The sequence below is a fragment of the Legionella sp. PATHC032 genome (assembly GCF_026191185.1).
GTDB lineage: Bacteria > Pseudomonadota > Gammaproteobacteria > Legionellales > Legionellaceae > Legionella.
The window spans coordinates 81,034-101,024 of the sequence record NZ_JAPHOV010000001.1 but is presented as its reverse complement, the minus strand read 5'-3'; the positions used below and the strand labels follow the sequence as shown (position 1 = coordinate 101,024).

Here is a 19,991-nt window from a genome sequence, read left to right as displayed (position 1 = left end):
AAGATTAAGTACTCATATCCGATAGATTTAGGAATAAATTAAAATCTCTAATCTATTTAAAATAAATAGTGCACGAGATTATTATAAAAAGACCTATGCAGATAGCTCAATCACTATCTTCAGGATACAGTGACGCAGAGTAATTTTGTAAAGCATGACGTATTTCCAATAGATCTCACTGGCTTTTCACAAAGTTATCCGACAACATCTCTGAATAACCAGTTGCTGTCGTGGTTGGAAGTTCTGTAAAGAATGCCATTTATCAAAACCTGAACAGTTCATTAGCAAAAAATCATGAGGCAGCAAAGCTGCCTCCAAAGAAACGGATAAAGAAGCTAAGGTGTAAAGCTCCGAACACACCTAACCGCATTATTGACGACCTTCAAATCGAAGCCCGAGATGCCATTGGATATGACCTGAATCCAGGCACGGCCCGTTGGATCCGGGTTAACCTCAGTAGAACTCCAGTAGGCGCCCGCGCCAAAATTACCAATAGCAGCTCGATTGGTGTGAAGACAGTTTAACTGGCCTGATGGCGTCAAGTTATTTCCAGCTGGCAAGAACCAATCACTGTAACAGGTGTTGCCTGGCTGACATGGTGTATTTCCTTGAGAATCCACTTCATAGGTACTGCAAATACCTGCAGCATAAGTGTTCGCGGCAATGTTTTGTGGGCATCCTAGCGCACCACCAGGTCCTGTTAAACAAGCAACAATCGTCGTGGTATTGGTAGCACCATCCGTATCACTCTGAGCATTAGTTGCTGTACCAAAACCGCCCCAGATAATGCCAATACCTGTGTGGTTATCTGCAGTAGCTGCAATCAAGTTGTTCAAGCCACCATTCAGGCAGGCAATAATCCCGCCTCCTGAAGGCTGTCCGACTGCTGTGGTTAAATAGGTATAACCATTAGCCAGTGTTGCACCGCCTACAGGTGTGTCAATGACTACATCGACAGGTCCAATGGCATGGGCAGGCGTGACCGCCGTCACTGTCGTAGAGTTAACCACATTGACACTGGTAGCTGCTATTCCACCGAAGGTCACAGCAGTTGCCCCAGTTAGCCCTGTTCCAGTTAATATCACACCCGTCCCACCTGAAGCCGTTCCCGAATTGGGATTAACTGCCGTTAAAGTGCTTCCTGACTGGATGGCAATCGCTGCGGTCAGCGCATTGGTATTGGTACCCTGGATGGTAAAGTTGGTTTGTGGCACTATCGTATTACCTGGTGTATAGGTCAAAGTACAACTACCTCCTGGTGGAACATTAGCACATGTATTTCCTGTTTCCGTCACGTTACCATCTAGCGCTGTGCCCGTAAAATTTGAAGTAATGTTCGTGGCTGATACTTCGGTCGTGGTGTTATTGATTGTTAGTTGACCAGTTGGGCCATTTACTGTCAGGGTTAATGGAGAGCCAGTTATTGTAATCACTGCATCCGTGATGGGCGGTGCTTGCACAATATGTAAAATATTCGCGGCACTTGGCCTATAACATTGATTCGTAGAGCCTTGCTGGCACACAATAGGTCCATCAACAATAGGACTACTTAACTGGCCACCGTTTATCCGCAAAGAAAGAATACAAGAGCTTTTAGCTCGTAAAACGAAAGGATTACCGCAAACGCCTAATCCTGTAGTAATTTGCACAATACTTTTGATAGGTTGCATAACTAGGGTGTGTGGCTTAGTCGATTGATTAGTTACCCGGTATTCGACTGTAGCAGTGCTATTGGCAGGTACAGAAATGCTAGTGGCAGTAAGCGGTTCAAAGGTCCATACAGGGCTGCCAGCCTGTACTGTTGATATTATGAATCCAGATAAAATACCAACCCATATTTTATGGAGAGAGGTCCTTCTATTTCTTTTCATCTTGAGTATCCTTACACAACATAAGTGAGGTTTAATAAAACACCATGGGTATAGAGGTGATTAAGCTTCAATCCTGAATTTATAGTCTGTCCTGCAGCTCTATCCAGCTTACTTTTACCCCAGTCAACCAATTCGTAGCCTATGCCCACTTGCCAATGTTCGCTAAATGCTTTTTGTACACCAACACCTAAGGTGTACGTGAATGCAGTTTGAGTATGGTTGTTGAAATTGGGATTGGAAAGTGCTTCAAAAATTAGGGGAGTATTCGAAAAATCATAGGCGCGGTTAAATCCAACACCCAAACTTCCGCTCACCCAGGGTATGAGCCAATATCTCTTATCAAGAAGAAGCTTTCCTTTCGCAGTAATCCGGCTATGCCGAACTTTGTATTGGTAACTGTGGTTATCAAACTGTGGGTCTGCATCATCCCAAATAACACCCTGCAGTTTGCTATTGTCAGTGGTTGCAACAGCCAAACCCAACTGAGTCAACCATTGGGGAGATAATATTTTTTGTATCCCAATAAAAAGCTCACCGTTAGCGAGGGTATTTGTTTCTTTTCTAGCCACATAGGTTTTTTCAATTTCTGGTGCAAGAAAAAACGTTTGAATCTCACCACCTCTTGCCCAGATAGGACCTGCACTAATAGAACCTAACCAGGACCAGCCTTTAGAAGGTGAGTTCATGGTTCCAGCTAAAGTGTTCCCGCTCAGCAAACTTGCTATTGCCATAGAGATAAAGAAACGACACTTCATAAGAGCTCCTTGCATAATAAAAACGAGTCACTAAATTAACAAAAACCAACAGTAACCGATTTAAGTGGCAATCTGGCGGCTATTCTAATACAAAGAACCAATCTTAAATAGAATAAAACAATAAAATAAAACAATGCGCAAAAAAACGAAAATACTGAAAAGGCGATTGCTGACAATATCCCCATTCATGGCTAATCACAAGCAAGCTTTTTTGATTTTTAGCGGATGGCCACTTTCCAAATCAACTCCAAATCTTTAGAACCCCAAATTAGTAGCTGACTTATTCATGCCGTTCATTTATTTCATATTAATAAACTTTTTCTTAGCAAAGTGATCTTAAATATCAAATAGTCAAAGTACATATTAAGGCGTTAGCATAATTATCGCTGGTATTTAGAGTATTGATTATCTGGTTATTGAATGAAGTGAAATTGCCCTTGCCCAAGTAAAAGAAACGATACCCACATTCAATAGGTATCAGATTGAATACATCATTAATTCTAATGCCTATTCCTGCCATAGCACTAAAATTAGTTATCTCTCGCCCTACAAAAATATTGTTAGGAATTGTGATGCCACCATCTAGTGATTGTTCATTAAAATTGTTTGTACTCATGAAATTTGGGCCAAAACCAATATCCAAAGTCAAATTGAAATTATCGCTTCGAGAATTCTTCATGATACCTTTTACAGAAGCATATATTGGTATATTAGTTACAGAATAGCTATAGGCAAGATTAGTAAATAATTGTTCTTGTGTGATCACTCCACTTACGGTTGTTCGTCCGAAATAAAAAGCATTTACACCATAGGTAAGATCCAAACGACTATTATCAAGTCCAGTAAAACTAAGACCTAATCCGAAAAGTGCATTAGAACTATTTTTTTTATTTACTGAATAATGGTCACCAATTAAATCAACGATATAAATATCTTGTGCACGCCCTGGAGAAGCTATAAATCCCCCACCATGAATGGAAACTATTGGCAGGAAGGATCTTGGTTTAATTGATGATTTATCTTGCACTAATAAAGGATTATCGTTTGCCATAGATTGGGTAGAAGAATCATTTGATAAGTGGCCTTTGGGTTGAGGCAGCGCTGATGCTAAATTTGTTGATATGCTTATTCCACATACTAACAATACTATAATTTTTTTGCCTACTTTATGTACAAAAGACATCGTCCCTCCAGCTTCTAACTTCAACTATTTTAATCCTGTCGGATAGAGTAATTCCTTTTCTGCAAAATATGTGAACAAAAGTGCATTCGCTTTTTAAGTATGTTCTCATTAAGAGTGCGGTTTAAAATTAGTGACTACCGCTTGCACTAAACAAATTGTATCTACCTGCATCTCCACTTAAAGGGCTACCCTCTTTCCAATTAGAACCACCATTAGCTGTCTCAAAAACAATTGGCTGGCGTGGATTGGCTAAATCTGCACGACCAACTGCAAAACACAAGACGCCAGAAGGATAACAAAACAAACCATTGAATCCAATCGATGTTCCTGGTGGATTAGGAGGTGGCACAAGTGTTGGACTACTCCACGTTCTTCCTCCATTTTTCGTTGAATAACTGAGAGCAAAGTCAACTGTAGCACTGGAAGCAGATCCAACTGCAGTACACTGAGTTCCTGAATCAGAACATCCAAGGCCGACTAATTCGACAGTAGGGAGCGAATTAGTAGGCAACTGAAATGGTGCTGATTTGGTCCAAGTTACCCCTGAGTTTTCGGATGTGTAAGCAATTAAGTTCAAGTCATCAAGGGTTTTACCAACAGAGGCACAGTTTTTTCCTGAAGTAGAACAAGAAACACGAAATAAAACCGCCTGTTCCATTGGATCAATGCCTGATGAGGTAAACCAGGTTTGCCCCTCATCTAGGCTATAATAAGCTACTGCTGAGAGAGGAACAAATGACAAACCCACAGCAGTGCAAGTACTTAATGAGCTTGAGCACGAAACTCCTTGCATACTACCTGTTGCACCTGCAGGAACTATTGAGGCGAGCCATGTTCTACCTGAATTTTTAGAAAAATAAGCGATAGGACGTCCTGTAGTGAGGGATTGTCCAACAGCTGCACATTTTACCCCATCACTTGAACACGAAACACCAATCAATATTTCATTAGCAGTTGATAAGGGGATCACAGATGGTATCCAATTAATTCCACCATCACTCGTTGACCAAGCAAAGGATTGATTAGTTCCTCCAATAAAGATATTGCCTACGGTGGAACAAACAAGACCTGACTTTGAGCAAGAAATAGAACTCGCTTTATTATTTGTTGCCCCAGCTGGAACAGTTAAAAAGAGAGGACCTTGCCATGTGGCTCCAAAATCAGTAGAGCGATAGAAAATCGGACTAGTAATTCCTCCATTTTGATAGGTGCCCACAGTAAAAAGAAAGTTATCTATGTGAACATAATAATTCTGACAAGACAAAGCTCCAGCCCCATTTAAACACAGAACAACTTGTACAGTTCCTGATGGCCCTGATATAGATATTTGAGCAGTTTGCCTATCGCTTACGGTAAATAAACAATAACCATTGGTATTTAACTGACAATCTCTTCCAAGCCCAGTGAGTTGATATCCTGGTGTCCTAACAGAAATACCGGCATTAGAATAGGTGTGATTTGGAATGGTTGTGTTAATAGTTAATACGGAGCCAGTAACCAAAACATTAAAAAATAAACCTGCTGCAGAGATAGGATTCCCGGTAAGAGTAAGTAGCAAAAATAAAATTTTTGGTAAAGTCCGTTTCATATATTAAATTTCGCAAATAAAATAATAAATAGGTCAATATTTAAGGAATTAGTTACTTAATTAAAATGGAAAAACTAAATAATCCCTTGCAAATCAGAATCTTATACAAAAAATAATTTAACTATAAGATTTTGAATTGTTTGATATTCTAACATGTCAAACAATTTTAGAAAGTGTTTATCAGTAGAATTATTTTTTTGAGTAGTTATCTATAAATTCATTTGTATAGAGCCATGCATTAATGCTGGGCCAAGAATATATGCCCTACAAAAATAAAGGCAAGAATTTTAGAGTGCTGTACTAAAATCAATTAGAACAGTCAACTGCACTTGATGTAGCATGTTTGTCATAATGTGCTAACTGTTTGGATTGTTCTCCAAAGAATGTTTGAGCACGGTCTAAATAATTTGCCACTCGTGAGAAGTGTGCCGGGCTACGGTTAATAGTAGCTAAAAGATTGATTAACTGCTTGCGCTTTTCAGCAAAAGTTAAAGACTGTGAATTGGTTCTGCTTTCTGCAGCCGGTGCATTGACGAAGGCTCCTGCTTGTTTACGAGTAGGGCCAGGAGTGGGATCATCACAAAACTTTATCATTTTCGAAGAGTTGTTTTCCGTATTAAAACCATAATGCCATAATCTTTTAAAAAATTTAATCAGCCCAAAATAAAATGCTTGTACACTGGAACTCAAATCCTGTTCTACTTCTGCTTCTTTGGCAGCGCTAAGCAGTCGTTTCTTTACCCCTTTATCCTCACAATCCCTGACTAATAGTTCACATCCTCGTCTTACTAAAGAATAGTGTTTATTCTGACCCCAATACATTAATAAATTAATACCTGCCACAGGATGGCATGTATCCTTCCCAGTCAACTGTTTTCCATAATAAAATGCCATGTCATTTAAAATTTGCCTGTCTAATAATTGAGGTTTTTTTATCATTTCAGCTTCCAACACATCGTATATCACTGCGGACACATCGCGTTGAGGGAAAAGTCTCAATAATTGACTGACTGGCCTGATGTAATCTGGCATTCCTTGAAAAGAATTAAAATAATCCTGTAATAACCGCGACAATACGTTTTTCTTACCCGTATAACTTAGCAAATAAGTACATATTATGGGTGACTTCTTCTGTTTATCCCTTTTATTCCAGGTTTGCTTAATGAAATGACCCCAGTCCAGAAGAGGAGGATGATCTTTTAATTCCTTTTGCAAGAAAGCTGGATCATCAAACCAGGAACCCTTAAAAAACAAAGACTTTCCATAAAGTTCTCTGATTCCTTTAGGCATCCATAATTTATCCACCATCCTGACTAAAAAGGGTTCTGTGATTGACAATCGGGTTATTGCGCGATTCAGCGTTTTTTGCTTATAAAATAATGACGCTATCCCTGAATTGGCGCATCTAAAAAGAAGCTCCCCTAAAACACGATACCCAATATCATGTTTATTATCGAAAGGACGTTTCTTGCATAAATGCCTGCTTGTAAAACAAGCCAATTCTTTTAATTCATTACCTTGCCAGGCCTGAGTAGAACCAGGATCAAAATCAGTTTCAGAAAAAAGGCGTCCATGTTGATTGGCCAAAATATGTAATGCCAATTTATACTGGGCATTTTGCTCCCAGTAAGAAGTCTTATTTAACTGTGCGATTAGGGAGACTATATGCCGCCTATTAAAAAATTGGCTGACTTTGCCAATTTCCGGATTATTGACCTTCTGAATGGAGTTATGAGTTCTATCACTTAGAAACTCCCTTAACACTAATACGGCACATGCTTCAGAATTTATTAAATGATCCAGTACAGCATCACAGATCGTCTCTTGCTCCTTATCTTGAGAAACTTCCTTAGTAATGAAAGTCAAGGCTCTACTGAGCAGATCTGGCTTTTTATATTTTTTACCATGGTAAGCAAATCGTAGTAAGACTTCTGAAAACCAGGGTTTATCATAATAATTAACCAAATAATCAGCTAAACAAATATCAGCGCCTTGATGCTCCAAAAATCTTTGAAAATCAGACTCATACAAACCATTCAATAAAATAGAACGCCTGGAGTCTCGATTTAAAATATAATGAAAAAGCTCAAGCGCATTGGTTTTGTTCCTTATGGTTCCTAATAATTCAAATACTGTTTCATCCTCAAAATGATCAAGTAATGGATACAAAACAGATGTGGGGATTTCTCCTGGAGCCTCTTGGATTTCTTTTAATAATTTATTATTCAACCATATGCGCTTATTGGCATCAGAACAAATGGATTCGCATTGATATAAAACCCCTATCGAGTTCTCAAATAATACATTGTGTAACAGCGCTTCCAATCCAAAAGAGGAGTTTTCCAAATCACTTTTGGGCAAACCACCTAAAACCAAGGCGGCAGCATTTTTGTGAATTGAACTTTCTCTTCTTAAGCAACTCCCTTCAGTTAAATACCCTAGAATCAAACCCTCTTGATCATATAAGGGCTCATTGATATCCATAGCGCCCGTTCGAGCTAATAATACGATTTCCTCATTAACAAAAGTCATTGCAACATTAGATTCATTTAGAAATCCAATCTTCTTCCCGGCAGAGTTATATAAAAAAATTTCTTTTTTTCTGTCTAACTCTTTGGGCAACTTATCAATTAGAAGAAAATCTTGTTTTAACCAGTGAAGTAACTCGATCCGAGCTTCGGTTTTGTTATTACCCTTACTAAAAAACCGAGAATAAATATGATTTATCACTTTAAGGAATAAATCCGAACGTAAATTAGGATAATTCAAGATGTAATAATGACATAACACATCTAATCCCTTATTATTTACCTCATCTCCTACCTTGTTCGCCTCCAGTAAACACTCCATTTGATGAAGCAAAGCACTTTTACTGGTCTCAACTCTAAACTGCAATAAGCTGTATTTTTTATCCAGCCAAAAAGACCGAGCTTCTGGATGAATAAGAAGATTACGCTCAATCTGAGCCATATGCTCATTGATTTCATCAAAGTACGGAGCATGTTCTTTAAAACACAGGTCTTTCCTGTAGTCCATCTGATTCAACGTTAAGGTATACAAGCCATACCTTTCAATTAATTGTTTTAAAACCTTAGGCGTACAAACTCCAACAAATTGTGGCTTGGATAACAATAAACCGATTGGCGAACTGGATAACAGCTCCGTTCCTGAATTACATAATTGAGTTATTAAATCGGATGCCAGTTGATATAACTGAGGGGTCTCAAAGAGATAAGGATCAAGCTGATTAATTCTCGCCCTTATTTTCCCCAAAAAATCCTGGCTTGAACCAGAAAACGCAGAACATAGTTTGGTAAGCAAGTTTTTACAGTTCTGTTTCTCTTCTCCAGTCGTTTTGTTATATTCCGCTATACAATACTCAACGATCAAAAGCACAGTTTCCTGACTTAACCCCTGAAAAAACTCTTGTTGTTTGTCTAATTCGGAATTTTTTAATAAATCATACAAGAGCTGCACGACTAAATGACTTTCAGGAGAAAATAAATCTCTTTTTAATTCATACTGATAAAAATTAAACACAGCCTGCATGGCTTGCAAATCTATTGAAAAAGGATACTGAGCAAGGCTGGCTCTAGCTCCCTTTAATCTGTCAATCGCTTTCACAGGTGCGGTCAAAGTCAACAACAATCGAATTGAGAGCGCATTGACCGATTCACCGATTAATGAATCAAGAAAACGGGTTAACCATCCTGCCAAATCAGGTTGACGCAAAAATTGAACCAAATGGTTTCTGTTAACTAAATCCAAATCCTGATTGTTTTTAACTAAAAAGGTTTCAATTAAAACATTTAAATCGGTGTCTTTAGCCAGATAAGAAAAGGCCAACAAACTACGCTCATCGGCTTGCTCCAAGATCTGAATTAAATCCTTGGCTCCTCTTTCTTTCAACGCGATAATGATCGGTTTTGCATCACTATAATTATTCAATTGCTCCGTGCATCTCTCTGCTAATTGATTATCAACGATGGTTTCAGTCTCTCTTATTGAATCTAATACTGTAGGCAACTGCTCTGATAACTCTCGGTGGAGCAAGTTAGGGACATAAGTCAAAACGATTGCGAGTACAGATAACGAAGCAGGCAAACCAAATGGAACAGAGTTAGTAAACGGCAATTGGTTTTTCTGAGTCGGGATTTGTTGACAAAAGAGTTCTGCTAAATCGTGAGCATCTTCTTTAAAGTGACTTAACAACAAATGTTTCAAGTTGGGAATGGGAATCTGTTGAATTTGTCCTTTTATTGTATTTATTAACCGCTTCATTACGACACTTCCCTAACATCCTAAAATAATCCTTTCTCCAATAGGGATTTAAAAGGATAATGGTTTTACTATACCCTTAAACTATTGATTTGAAAACTTTAGGATACCAAATGACGATCTGGGTTGATGCCGACGCTTGCCCGAAAATGATAAAAGATGTCCTCTTTCGTGCTGCCATACGAACCAATACCAACCTTATCCTGGTAGCTAATTGCTACCTTGTTTATCCAAACTCACCGTTTATTCGTTCTGTTCTTGTAGAAAAAGGCTATGACCGCGCAGATCATTATATTACGAGCCATATGAAAGCTAAAGATTTGGTGATCACAGCAGATATCCCTTTGGCTGCAGAAGTAATAGTTAAGGAAGGGTTAGCAATGAGTCCAAGAGGAGAATTATTTACAGCCAATAATATCAAACAGCGCCTCACTCTTAGAGATATTAATGAACAATTGCGTTCAGCCGGAGAGCGCACAGGAGGCCCCTCTGCGTTAAGTGCGAAAGAAAAAACAAATTTTGCCAATGCCCTGGATCGTTGGCTTACAAAAAACAAATAAAATATCAATTAAAATACATATTGATTTTAATTTGACAAAATCGATTGCTACTCCTAAATTTTAAGTACATCCTAAATGGACTTAAAACATGAAACGATTCATGTTCATTCTTTTGATCTTTTTAAATTTTTACGCCTTTGGAAAACCACTTCTTATTGGTGTTCCGGAGTTTGCGCCCCCATTTGTATCAAGATCTGGAGGAGGAGGAGGAGAGATCTATTTTGGATTCAACATCGATTTGATGAATTCCATTTGCAAGATCATTGAAATGGAATGCCAATACAAGGGCATGAATATTCAACAGCTATATACCAATCTTAACCAAGGGAAGCTTGATATTATGCTGGCACCTACTCCAATCGTACCCACCGTTGACACCAATTATATATTCAGTCTTCCCTACTTACCGAGCAATGCACAGGTGATAACCCTGAAAGCTAACAATGACATCAATAGTTTAGCAGATCTGAAAGGTAAAAAAGTCGGCACTTTAAAATACACCTTGTATGGTAGCCTCCTTGCAGAACATTTTCAGGATTATTTTGACCTGGTACAATTTTCCAAACTCCCTGATATGGCTATTGCATTGTCAAATAAGCAAATCGAGGGAGTAGTACTTAATTCGAATGCAGCCAAATATGCGATGAGCAACTCCTTGACCGAGTTAAAATTAGTAGGAGATCCAATTCCTATAGGTAATGGCTATGGAATATTAGCCCTCAAAAATAAAGCACCTCTCATTATGAAAATCAATCAGGCTTTATTGCAAATAGAAAAAGACGGGACTTATTTGGAAATCTATAATACCTATTTTAGTAATTAGGGTTTTATCCTGGATAATTGAACAGCCATTTCAAAAATGACTGAAACTGGATCCAACTCCTGGATTCGGGTTAAACTAATGGTAATTGAAAAAATTTCTCATATAAATGTCGATTTTTTATATGAGATATCGTTCAAAAAGTCGAGTTCAAATTATGAAAATAAGCTTATTTTCTAAAACGAAACTCACCTTAAGGTACATTCCAAATTAATCCGCAGGATATGATATGCAAGAAAATTTTGATCCATCAACCATCATCAAACTTCATAAAATGAGCATCATACATTGGAAAGCCAATGGCATAGCGTATCAACACAAACAATTTCTTCAACTCGTAGAAGAAAATCATGCTTTTAATTTCCAATTATGGCATGCAGAAGACAAGGCGCGTCGAGATGATATGGGCTTCGAATTTGTTTACCAAGCCAAAAGAGAAATAGATGCCTACAATCAGCAAAGAAATAACCGCATGGAAGCAATGGATGAATGGCTTTATAAAAAATTACAACCCGAAAGCCATACCAATTGCCCTGTCAATTCCGAGTCGCCTGGGATGATTATTGACAGATTATCTATTTTATCACTGAAATCCTATCATATGGACTTGCAAACAAAACGCCAGGATGTGAGCGAAGAACATAGAATAGCCTGCGCACAAAAACTGGAAATCATACAACAGCAGTTAAGTCAATTGGCTTTGTGTCTTGATGAATTACTTGATGAGGTACGGGCTAAAACGCGCACGTTCAGAGTCTACCATCAATTTAAGATGTATAACGATCCTAAGCTAAACCCAGAATTGTACTGCTCTGACTAGGTATTAATTGATTTAATGCTGACTCGCTTTTGGAATGAGGAATTGAAGGAGAATTAGGCTGGTTTTTTTTAGTTTTGGTTTCAAATATACCGAATAAAGATAGAGAATCCGCACGCGCTGGGGAATCAGTCCGGGACTTTTCAGATTGGATTGATTCCCTTGGCTCCTCGGTTTTCTGTATTACTTTCTTCGTTATCTCAAGATTAACCGGAGTTTCTTTGCCGTCCTCCGTCAGCTTGGCCTGCTGGGCTAAGGGGGTTCGCCCCAATCCTTTGGCTAAAGCTCTTAAAGCCAGGGTCACCCCAAACAATAAAGCACTAAAGACTGATAACACATACATAACAGGAGTATCACGATAATGACCATCTTCACCCATTTCCTGTAATGAATTGCCGGCAAAATCAACAAATTTTTGCCCCTTACCGAATCCGGAAAATAAGGAACGCAAAACCTCAAACCATTCTTGAAAGAAAAATTGTGGTGAAGGATCTAAAGATAATCCATCATTTAGTAATGCATGAAACTCTTCAGGCTCCAACAATTCAGTCTTATTCAGTTCATCATTAAGACTATTTTTCCATTCGATCAATCGCTCATATGGACGTTCCTTTTGAGTTTCCAGCTTCTTCTGATGCCAATAATTAGTCACTAAAGAATGAATGGTGAAACTAAAAACTAACACCAGGCCTAAAATAATACTGGCCACAAGCAAAGCAGGAGGAAAAGAAACACCTGCCATTACTAAAATAGAACCCACTAAAAACAAAACACTTGCCAAGGCACCATAAGCGTATAATCCATTTTTCATCCCCAATAAAGCAGAAGATAAATAAGTGCGGTTTGATTGTTGAGATAATAACTTGCGACTATCGTCAAACCGGGTTATTAAATTATGGACTAATCTTTTTAGTCGATTGAGCTCTTCCTGATCAACTTTGTCTAGATCCTTTTTATCTTGCAATAAGAGTAATTTGGCGTAATTAGTTTCCAGTTCTTTAGTAATTAAAGCCAATTGGCATTTGGTTTGGGTGACTAATAATCTCAACTGGAAATCATATTCCTCATAAATGCGTGTAATGACGCAAGCCACCGTATAAAAGGCACAAATAAGAGCCATTGCCATAAGCAGTTGTGGTGACAATACAGCCAGGCCCAATACACCAACGTAGAGATATAAACCATCAAGAAGTCCGCCTGCAGCAACAGCCCAGAATGCAAAATTACGAGTTTGCATAGTCTGATATTTGATTCTTCTTAAATAGGAGAAGCTTTCCTCATGAGATAAAGAAATTAATTTTTTTATCTCCATAAGCAGCGCTATATTCGCACTCATCATTGTTTTACGATCTTCCAGCATGCTGCGTATCCAAAACCTGTTGGCTGCAGCAATTACCCCTAAAATCACTCCCATTGGAAGAATAAGAAATTTTGCATCCACGCCTCCAATTAAACTGAACGCAACAACAGCACTTCTCCAGCCTTTGTAAGCATTTTTCAAGCCCTTCATGACATCACGAAAATAGGGCCAGGCGCTAGCAATGAATTTTTTATAGGAATCTTCCTTTTCATTCTCAAATTGGCAGGCTAAAAATGAAAAGGTAACTAAAAATATTGACTCAACTGCAATAGTAATAAGGCCGGTTGGAGAATTTAAGAATTCATGCATTGCATCGTTATCATTAGGGGAAGCAAACAGATCAAAAAAATATTTGAACATGCTGTATGAAGAACTTAGAGAATCCATAACAGCGTAGGCATAATATACACTGCGACTTTTATCAAGTTTTTGAGCGAGAATTCGACTTTGCGCGTCAATACGACCAGCAATTGCTAAAATGAAGACTAAATCAGTAGGCTTGGAAGCCTGATTTTCATCACTCGCATGAGGCATGTATAGGTATGGGGCTATCAGCTAAGATTGGGCGCTATTGTATGCATAATTGGACTCGATGTCAATTAAGCTTTCATCCTGAATTAAAAAAATACAACAATAACCTCAAACCCTTCATCATAACACATCCAATTACCAAAATTATTAAAAAAAATAAAAAAAATTGTATTAAATTCTCTCTCAGACTGTGACTTATGCCTTAAACCTGCTACGATATTGCACCAAAATAAAACCCAGTATGAGGATTAAATGAGATCAAAATTTGTTCTCTTTATGTTGATGTCACTACTGACAGGATCTCTTATGGCAAACAGTGAAGCTCAAATCTATGGCTACGTAGAGAAAGCCACATTAATCGATCAAAACCTCACTTTATCTGCAAAGCTTGATACAGGCGCTAAATCAGCATCATTACATGCTGTGAATATCACAGAAATTGAAAAAAAGGGCATCCCTTATTTACGTTTTACCGTTCCAACTAAAACCGGTGATTACTCGTTTGAAGGAGAGTATGTCGGTAAAGTAAAGATTAAAGTAAGGTCGAGCGAAGCTAACCCCGGATTATTAAGAACAACACCCATCAGGCGACCGGTAGTCTTACTTAATATCAAACTTGGCGATAAAGTCAGAACAATTAAAGTTAACTTAACCAACAGGAAACGATTCCTCTACCCTTTATTGTTGGGAAGAGATGCCATTATTGATTTTCATGGGGCCGTTGACCCTGCCCTTACTTTCACAACTAAATCCAAGAGCCCAGTGAACAATGAAAAATAACAAACGTCATGTTTATGGTTTGATCCTCACTCTAATGCTTTTAGGATCAGGTATTTTTTTATATAGACATATTGTTCTGGATGTCCCTCTGACCGATACTGAAACGATCAACAGCTGGATGGTTGAATCCAACCTTCGTTTTACCGCCGATAGAAATACACCGATAAAGGCGAGTTTTAATATCCCTTATCTGCCCCCCAATTTTGCCATACTCGATGAATATTTTGTATCCAGAAATTATGGTGTCACAACCAATTTAAATGGTTCCAATAGAGAAACCGTATGGTCTATAAGGCGTGGCAATGGTTCTCAATCACTTTATTATAGAGCAATCTTTCGTCAAACGGACAGTGATGAGTCCTCTTTGCCAAAACCTTCAGTAATCAAATCACAGCCTCTGAATGACAGTCAAAAATCGGCTGTTGAAACGATTACCAATCAAGTGAGATCAACATCAGCAGACATTCAAACATTTGCCCAAAGCACTATTAAAGAGTTAAACAAAAGAGATGGTAATGCGAAGCTTTTGATTGGGAACGAATTCAATGATGACAATATTATCAATGCTACCATTTTGATTCTCAATCAATCAAAGATTCCGGCCATTACAGTCCAGGGGATTTATCTAAACCAGCAAAAAAAGGCTGATTTGAAATCCTTGCTCGCCGTTTTTAACGGAAAACACTGGATTTACATTAACCCCAAAACTGGCAGTGCCGGTTTGCCAAAAGAGTTTCTTATTTGGCAATATGGAAATGGGCCGTTATTTAATGTTGTTGGTGGTAATAGAGCTCAGTTTTCATTAACTGTATCACCAACACCCATTAATGCCTTAAGTGTAGCCAAATCAAGGGGCTTAGAGGACTCGCAACTCTTACGCTTCTCCTTACTCCAGCTCCCTGTCAATGTACAAGGGATATATAAAATTTTGCTAACTGTTCCCATTGGAGCATTCATCATTTTAATACTACGTAATTTTATAGGTATTAAAACTTTTGGCACGTTTATGCCCGTCTTGATTGCCCTAGCCTTTAGAGAAACGCATGTAGCGTGGGGTATTACTTTATTTGTCATTATTATTTCTTTCGGACTATTAGCGCGTTTTTATCTGGATCAATTAAGGCTACTGTTAGTCCCAAGACTTGCGGCCATTCTCACTGTAGTAATTCTACTAATGATCTTTATCAGTGTTCTATGTCAAAATCTTAGTTTGGATACCGGGATGTCTGTCGCATTATTCCCTATGGTCATCTTAACCATGACTATCGAACGTATGTGCATCACGTGGGATGAAAGAGGAGCTTCCGAAGCAATAAAATCAGGAATTGGCAGTCTTGCAGCAGCAGTTATTTCATACGGGGCAATGAGTTATGAACCCCTGCAATATTTGGTCTTTGCTTTTCCCGAATTACTATTAGTACTTTTGTCCTTGATTTTATGGTTTGGTCAATATCGTGGCTATCGTTTAGTCGAATTAAAACGCTTTAAATCACTTGCGAGTGCGATAGAATGATTAACCTGTTTAGGCGCCTGAAAAATCATGGGGTTTTAAGCATTAACCAGCGGAATACGGATTTTGTATTACGCTACAATCCAAGAAAGTTATTTCCTTTGGTTGATGACAAGCTCAAAACCAAAAAACTGGCCTTAAAAGCGGGAATTGCAGTTCCAGCCTTATATGACATCATTGAAACTGAGCAGCAAATCAAATCAATAGAAACCCGATTTGCCAGTTATAATGATTTCGTGGTAAAACCAGCCAGAGGCTCTGGTGGTGATGGAATACTGGTATTTAAGGACAAAGTTTACGGCCGATATCGACAAATTAATGGCAAGCTTACTACCGTGCAGGAACTGAGTTACCACCTATCTTGCTTGCTATCTGGGGCTTATAGCCTTGGCGGCTCCTCAGATTATGCCATCATTGAAAAACGAGTAGTCGTCGACCCCGTGTTTGCAGAAGTCAGTTATGAAGGCATACCCGATATCCGTATTATTACTTTACTAGGTTATCCGGCAATGGCTATGGTAAGACTTCCCACCCGTTTATCCGGTGGAAAAGCCAACTTACATCAAGGAGCAATTGGTGTAGGCGTTGATCTTGCGACAGGAAAAACTCTTGGTGGTGTGTTTCAAAATGATACCATAGACTACCATCCCGACACGTTAAATCCCATTGTAGGCATCGAAGTACCCTATTGGAACCAAATTCTTGAAATAGCCTCCAGTTGCTATGAGCTAACTGGTTTGGGTTATCTTGGAGTTGATATTGTACTTGATAAAGAACATGGTCCATTAATGCTGGAATTGAATGCCAGACCAGGATTAAATATACAAATAGCCAACCGCGAGGGTGGGCTTAAGCGTTATAGAACGATTGAAGCCCGTTTTAAAGAGAGCGGACAAGAGTCAACTTTAGATAAAGTAAGTTTTTGTCGCAAAGAATTTGCACGCTAAAGCGCGGGGGAAGCAGAGTGAGCTGGTTCTTTATCCAAAGACAAATTATTCTGCTCCTTTAAAAAACGGCGACGAGCATATAACCAATCGATCGTTTCATCCAACTCAACACGTTCTTTTTTAGACTGAATTTTTGACAGTTCCCCTTGCATCCTGCTCCAATATAATCCTGTTACATCGTATCCGTTTTCAGATCGCTGTAGCGCAGGAAGCAAGCATTTTTCATCAATTTTTTTGGTCATCTCTTCCCGCTGTTTTAATAATTGCTCCAAAATCAGTTGCTCAGCATGAATGTTTTCTTGAAATCGCTTCAACCCAACTCGGCGAAGTTCCTGTTCAAATTCTCGTTTTACAGATTCAAAGGTAGCCTCCGCAGGCATTCGACCCAAAACCATCGTTGACAAGTCAAGAGTCGAGGGACGGCCAACTGCACGTAACCATAATCTTCCAAACATGCATTCTCCATTCAAATCATCAATAAATTGCATTATTGCAAAATACATACATTTAGCAAATAAATCGGCTAACAATTTTTAAAACATACGTTTTAATTTGACTCATAATGAAATATAATAAAACAATAGATGGTTTTAATTGTTTTATTAATAGAATTTCCCTCCCTTTCTGCATAGGAAAACGAGAGAATTAAATTTTGTTTAAGGTCCATCTTTAGTGCAAATCATTAACAGAACAATGCTGACATGCTGGCATACTAAATTTGTTAGGGAGATTTCTTATGCGGTCTAAATTTTTTTCATTTTTCACACGTGCATCAAGACCGATAAAAGCTAGCCCCCCTAAAATTTGGTTTGAAACACAATTAAAAAACAGTGGCCTCGATAAAAAATTTCAGATTGATGAGTTGATAGAAACGCAATCTTCCGTCAGAGTATTTGCTAATAAGAAATATCTTCCCGACACTGAAACGATTAATGGGGCATTAACTAAAATAGCGGCCATTGATGTATCAGGAGATAAAAGTGGGTATTTTCAAAATGGATTACCATTCCCGAATGAAGCAGGATATTTCGAGAAAATCCCTGTAGGGCATCCTGAATTATTATCTCCCATAGAAAGGTTAACAGGCAGCAAGAAAGTTGTTTCTTCGCACAGCCTGGTCACCGCCTCCGGAGGTTATCCACTAACCAATCCATTATTACCCTATCGAAAACCAATAAAAGTGAGTATTTTTTCTTTAGCAGGCCCCTCTTTTGAAAATAATTACCTCCATTATCGTTTATTTCTATTAGATCCCGTACAAAAGATAATTGATTCGCCTCTCTTTAGCCATTTGCATGATGGTTTACCTATTCAATTTGATGTGGCTAAAAAGGAGTTAGGTGAATATGATACTAACAAGGTGATGGCCCGCATTCGTTTGGGTTTTCCTTATCTGGCAAGGTTTTCTTCAGGTGGATTTTATCCCAGTTTTAGCAAATCCAACGCTATTATATTCCTATCTGAAGCCTATTTTCGCTATCAACTGGAAGACGTTTCATTACTGCTGGCATCAGTAAATCAAACAGCAAAAGAAACTGGAAAAGCGGCCTTGCTGAAAGCCACTGGGGTTGGAATGGGTTTTTTTGCAAAAATTGATTGCGGTTATGATATACAACATATCATTTTTCCCTATTATTTACGTGCTTATAAAAAACTGTTAAGTGATCATAAATTTCCATGGATTGCAAAAATTGAATTTCCCATTTTTAATGAAATTCAGCAAGAACAGTTTGATTCAATTTTTGAAGACTATGATGGTTCTACCAAAGTGTATCAAAGCACCCGAGATGTTCTGGAGTTTCGTGAAGAAGAAATTGAAAAATATCTGCCTGCCGCTATTAACCCTTCAGATGCGTTTGCTCTAACCGGAAATGAGTGGGGATATGGTAGTGTTGAATCCATGATTGGGAATAACAGTTCTATCCGCTTTGACCAGGTACATCATATGAATCCGCTTATTTTAGATCCATCTCACCATGTTGAAGCACAAATAAATAAGGATCATGACGTTGAATTGACAGTCAAATCTATGCCACAATCCTCATCAAGCATTAAACCCTAGGGGATAATGAAGATTCCTTTACATAATATGTAACAGCGTCTGCAAGATATTTATCTCCGTCAAATCGCCTCAGCAAAATTTTAAGAGGGGTATCTCCGTATACTTCTTTGCAAAGCTTGGCAAACTCTTCCTCACAATCATTTATCAATAACCATTCCAAAGTGCTTTTTTCCGAACTGAAATCGCCGAGTTTCATGGTTTCTGGGACCTTGGAGTTAAAATCCTTCATAGCATTGGGAACCACTCCCCCATCAAGGTATTTTTCCCTGTATTTTGGGCAAGTAGATGCAATTATTTGTCCAAATGAGACACTATCGACAACGAGTTCTTCTCTTTCCCCGTCATGCTCACCACATCCTATTCCTACTTCAGACTTTAGAGTAAGAAGTGAAGTTGAACTTCCATAAAATTTATGAACCCATGCTTGTTTGGTTAATTCGGGATAGGTTTCCAGGAATTTTCGTAAATCCTCTGTAGAAGCACAGGCACCCCATCCAAATGGATTCAGATTAAATTTCTGGTATCTTTCTACATCGGTAATACGAACCTTTTCCAGCTTCTCGCTTTCAACGCGTTGTGGCAAACCACCTAATTTGTGTAAATGATCTAAACTACGTCCATCAGCCCGAACCAATATTTTTTTAGTCTGTAATTCCTTGATTTTAAATCCAACCAGAGGATCGCCTAAATTAGAAATACTGGATTCAAAATTAAGTAACGCATTGTGAAATTTGGAAAAAAATTTTAATCTGTTCATTGCTTAACCTCTGAGGAATGATAGGCAACCTAAAAAACTTCAGAAATAAGAATAAGTGATTTAAAAACCTCGGAGAGTTTTTTAGGTTAGCGAAAAAATTATACATAAGAATTATTAACTAAAAATTAAGCAATATATCTTTTCTGAAAAAAAGTCTTACTTTGGCGAAAAA

15 protein-coding genes are annotated in these 19,991 nt (G+C 38.3%); 7 read left to right on the top strand and 8 right to left on the bottom strand.

What is annotated here, in order from left to right:
• Positions 1-335: 335 nt before the first annotated feature.
• From OQJ02_RS00450 to OQJ02_RS00430, 5 genes are all read right to left on the bottom strand, one after another.
• Entirely contained in the window at positions 336-1,871 is a 1,536-nt protein-coding gene (locus OQJ02_RS00450) for an IPT/TIG domain-containing protein (RefSeq protein WP_265717388.1), read from the bottom strand.
• Between the two features lie 11 nt (positions 1,872-1,882).
• Positions 1,883-2,626 carry an outer membrane protein gene (locus tag OQJ02_RS00445; RefSeq protein WP_265717387.1) on the bottom strand — a complete coding sequence of 248 codons (744 nt, stop codon included), beginning with the start codon at positions 2,624-2,626 and terminating at the stop codon, positions 1,883-1,885.
• Between the two features lie 343 nt (positions 2,627-2,969).
• On the bottom strand, positions 2,970-3,809 hold the full coding sequence (locus tag OQJ02_RS00440; RefSeq protein ID WP_265717386.1) for a hypothetical protein: 840 nt from the start codon (positions 3,807-3,809) through the stop codon (positions 2,970-2,972).
• A gap of 127 nt (positions 3,810-3,936) precedes the next feature.
• A complete protein-coding gene (locus tag OQJ02_RS00435; protein ID WP_265717385.1) occupies positions 3,937-5,397 on the bottom strand; it encodes a WD40/YVTN/BNR-like repeat-containing protein in 1,461 nt (486 codons plus the stop codon).
• A 306-nt stretch (positions 5,398-5,703) separates the two neighbouring features.
• Positions 5,704-9,678 (bottom strand): hypothetical protein, encoded by a 3,975-nt coding sequence (locus OQJ02_RS00430; protein ID WP_265717384.1) that lies wholly within the window; start codon positions 9,676-9,678, stop codon positions 5,704-5,706.
• A 110-nt stretch (positions 9,679-9,788) separates the two neighbouring features.
• Here OQJ02_RS00430 and OQJ02_RS00425 point away from each other — a divergent pair, with 110 nt between their 5' ends.
• The 3 genes from OQJ02_RS00425 to OQJ02_RS00415 all read left to right on the top strand — a co-directional run bounded on the left by OQJ02_RS00425 (position 9,789) and on the right by OQJ02_RS00415 (position 11,875).
• Complete coding sequence (locus tag OQJ02_RS00425) at positions 9,789-10,235, top strand: YaiI/YqxD family protein (RefSeq protein WP_265717383.1); 447 nt, start codon at positions 9,789-9,791, stop codon at positions 10,233-10,235.
• A gap of 88 nt (positions 10,236-10,323) precedes the next feature.
• Entirely contained in the window at positions 10,324-11,058 is a 735-nt protein-coding gene (locus OQJ02_RS00420; protein ID WP_265717382.1) for a transporter substrate-binding domain-containing protein, read from the top strand.
• Positions 11,059-11,284: 226 nt separating this feature from the next.
• A complete protein-coding gene (locus tag OQJ02_RS00415; protein ID WP_265717381.1) occupies positions 11,285-11,875 on the top strand; it encodes a DUF4254 domain-containing protein in 591 nt (196 codons plus the stop codon).
• On the opposite strand, the gene OQJ02_RS00410 is transcribed toward OQJ02_RS00415, so the two are convergent.
• The gene (locus OQJ02_RS00410; protein WP_265717380.1) at positions 11,841-13,766 is read right to left on the bottom strand and encodes a hypothetical protein; all 1,926 of its coding nucleotides are present in this window, start codon (positions 13,764-13,766) and stop codon (positions 11,841-11,843) included. The two genes, OQJ02_RS00415 and OQJ02_RS00410, sit on opposite strands and share 35 nt — an antisense overlap.
• A 249-nt stretch (positions 13,767-14,015) precedes the next feature.
• Here OQJ02_RS00410 and OQJ02_RS00405 point away from each other — a divergent pair, with 249 nt between their 5' ends.
• The 3 genes from OQJ02_RS00405 to OQJ02_RS00395 are packed head-to-tail and all read left to right on the top strand — an operon-like array spanning position 14,016 to position 17,000.
• A complete protein-coding gene (locus tag OQJ02_RS00405) occupies positions 14,016-14,543 on the top strand; it encodes an ATP-dependent zinc protease (protein WP_265717379.1) in 528 nt (175 codons plus the stop codon).
• Positions 14,533-16,056 (top strand): inactive transglutaminase family protein, encoded by a 1,524-nt coding sequence (locus OQJ02_RS00400; protein ID WP_265717378.1) that lies wholly within the window; start codon positions 14,533-14,535, stop codon positions 16,054-16,056. Before OQJ02_RS00405 ends, OQJ02_RS00400 begins: the two co-directional genes overlap by 11 nt.
• On the top strand, positions 16,053-17,000 hold the full coding sequence (locus OQJ02_RS00395) for an alpha-L-glutamate ligase-like protein (RefSeq protein ID WP_010945844.1): 948 nt from the start codon (positions 16,053-16,055) through the stop codon (positions 16,998-17,000). The genes OQJ02_RS00400 and OQJ02_RS00395 overlap by 4 nt, the downstream gene beginning before the upstream one ends.
• Here OQJ02_RS00395 and OQJ02_RS00390 read toward each other — a convergent pair.
• Positions 16,997-17,455, bottom strand: a complete 459-nt coding sequence (locus tag OQJ02_RS00390) for a hypothetical protein (RefSeq protein WP_265717377.1) — start codon at positions 17,453-17,455, stop codon at positions 16,997-16,999. The genes OQJ02_RS00395 and OQJ02_RS00390 overlap by 4 nt on opposite strands.
• 281 nt (positions 17,456-17,736) lie before the next feature.
• Between OQJ02_RS00390 and OQJ02_RS00385 the strand changes: the two genes are divergently transcribed.
• A complete protein-coding gene (locus OQJ02_RS00385; protein ID WP_265717376.1) occupies positions 17,737-19,062 on the top strand; it encodes a lpg0081 family Dot/Icm T4SS effector in 1,326 nt (441 codons plus the stop codon).
• Here the strand turns inward: OQJ02_RS00385 and ceg3 are convergent.
• Positions 19,052-19,819, bottom strand: coding sequence for a Dot/Icm T4SS effector Ceg3 (ceg3, locus tag OQJ02_RS00380; RefSeq protein ID WP_265717375.1), 768 nt, complete (start codon positions 19,817-19,819; stop codon positions 19,052-19,054). The genes OQJ02_RS00385 and ceg3 overlap by 11 nt on opposite strands.
• Positions 19,820-19,991 lie beyond the last annotated feature (172 nt).

Bases quoted from the DNA above. Each gene is read 5' to 3' on its own strand.
- OQJ02_RS00395 (WP_010945844.1), top strand. From the start codon at position 16,053: ATGATTAACCTGTTTAGGCGCCTGAAAAATCATGGGGTTTTAAGCATT.
- OQJ02_RS00450 (WP_265717388.1), bottom strand. From the start codon at position 1,871: ATGAAAAGAAATAGAAGGACCTCTCTCCATAAAATATGGGTTGGTATT.
- OQJ02_RS00425 (WP_265717383.1), top strand. From the start codon at position 9,789: ATGACGATCTGGGTTGATGCCGACGCTTGCCCGAAAATGATAAAAGAT.
- OQJ02_RS00385 (WP_265717376.1), top strand. From the start codon at position 17,737: ATGCGGTCTAAATTTTTTTCATTTTTCACACGTGCATCAAGACCGATA.
- OQJ02_RS00400 (WP_265717378.1), top strand. From the start codon at position 14,533: ATGAAAAATAACAAACGTCATGTTTATGGTTTGATCCTCACTCTAATG.
- OQJ02_RS00430 (WP_265717384.1), bottom strand. From the start codon at position 9,678: ATGAAGCGGTTAATAAATACAATAAAAGGACAAATTCAACAGATTCCC.
- OQJ02_RS00410 (WP_265717380.1), bottom strand. From the start codon at position 13,766: ATGCCTCATGCGAGTGATGAAAATCAGGCTTCCAAGCCTACTGATTTA.
- OQJ02_RS00445 (WP_265717387.1), bottom strand. From the start codon at position 2,626: ATGAAGTGTCGTTTCTTTATCTCTATGGCAATAGCAAGTTTGCTGAGC.
- OQJ02_RS00415 (WP_265717381.1), top strand. From the start codon at position 11,285: ATGCAAGAAAATTTTGATCCATCAACCATCATCAAACTTCATAAAATG.
- OQJ02_RS00405 (WP_265717379.1), top strand. From the start codon at position 14,016: ATGAGATCAAAATTTGTTCTCTTTATGTTGATGTCACTACTGACAGGA.
- OQJ02_RS00440 (WP_265717386.1), bottom strand. From the start codon at position 3,809: ATGTCTTTTGTACATAAAGTAGGCAAAAAAATTATAGTATTGTTAGTA.
- ceg3 (WP_265717375.1), bottom strand. From the start codon at position 19,819: ATGAACAGATTAAAATTTTTTTCCAAATTTCACAATGCGTTACTTAAT.
- OQJ02_RS00435 (WP_265717385.1), bottom strand. From the start codon at position 5,397: ATGAAACGGACTTTACCAAAAATTTTATTTTTGCTACTTACTCTTACC.
- OQJ02_RS00420 (WP_265717382.1), top strand. From the start codon at position 10,324: ATGAAACGATTCATGTTCATTCTTTTGATCTTTTTAAATTTTTACGCC.
- OQJ02_RS00390 (WP_265717377.1), bottom strand. From the start codon at position 17,455: ATGTTTGGAAGATTATGGTTACGTGCAGTTGGCCGTCCCTCGACTCTT.